This window comes from Sandarakinorhabdus rubra (assembly GCF_010994245.1).
Taxonomy (GTDB): domain Bacteria; phylum Pseudomonadota; class Alphaproteobacteria; order Sphingomonadales; family Sphingomonadaceae; genus Sandarakinorhabdus; species Sandarakinorhabdus rubra.
Map to the genome: position 1 here is coordinate 1 of NZ_WMHO01000468.1, position 578 is coordinate 578.

1 protein-coding gene is annotated in these 578 nt (G+C 74.2%); it reads left to right on the plus strand.

All coding sequences use genetic code 11. The features are described 5' to 3' along the window. Positions 1 to 578, plus strand: a 578-nt coding sequence (locus GJV64_RS15335) for an ABC transporter permease (RefSeq protein WP_164158387.1), incomplete at both ends; no start/stop codon positions are given.

The following is a 578-nucleotide window of genomic DNA, read 5'->3' on the forward strand; positions in this document are numbered from 1 at the left end:
GCTGCGGGCGCTGCTGGTGGCGGCGCCGCTGGTGCTGCTGATGCCGGGTCGGCCGTGGCTGCGGCGCGGCGTGATGGGGCTGGCCAGCGTCGTGCAGACGGTGCCGGCCCTGGCGCTCCTCGCGCTGTTCTTCCCGCTGCTGGTGCTGCTGAGGGAAGCGACAGGGCTGGCGGTGCCGTCGCTGGGGCTGCTGCCCTCGCTGCTGGCGCTGGCGCTCTATGCGCTGCTGCCGCTGCTGCGCGGCGGCGCCGGCGGGCTGGCTGCCATTCCCGACGGCGTTCGCGAGGCGGCGCGCGCCATCGGCATGAGCCATTCGCAGCGCCTGTTCCATGTTGAACTGTCGCTGGCCGCCCCGGTGGTAATGGGCGGGCTGCGCACCGCGGCGGTGTGGACGATCGGGGCTGCCACGCTGGCCACCATGGTCGGCCAGCCCAGCCTGGGGGATCTGATCTTCGCCGGTCTGCAGTTGCAGGATTGGCGCCAGGTGCTGTTGGGCTGCGTGGCGGCGGCGGGCCTCGCGCTGGTGGTCGATGCAGCGCTGGGCCTATGCGAGGCCGGCATCGCCCGCCGCCGCTGGC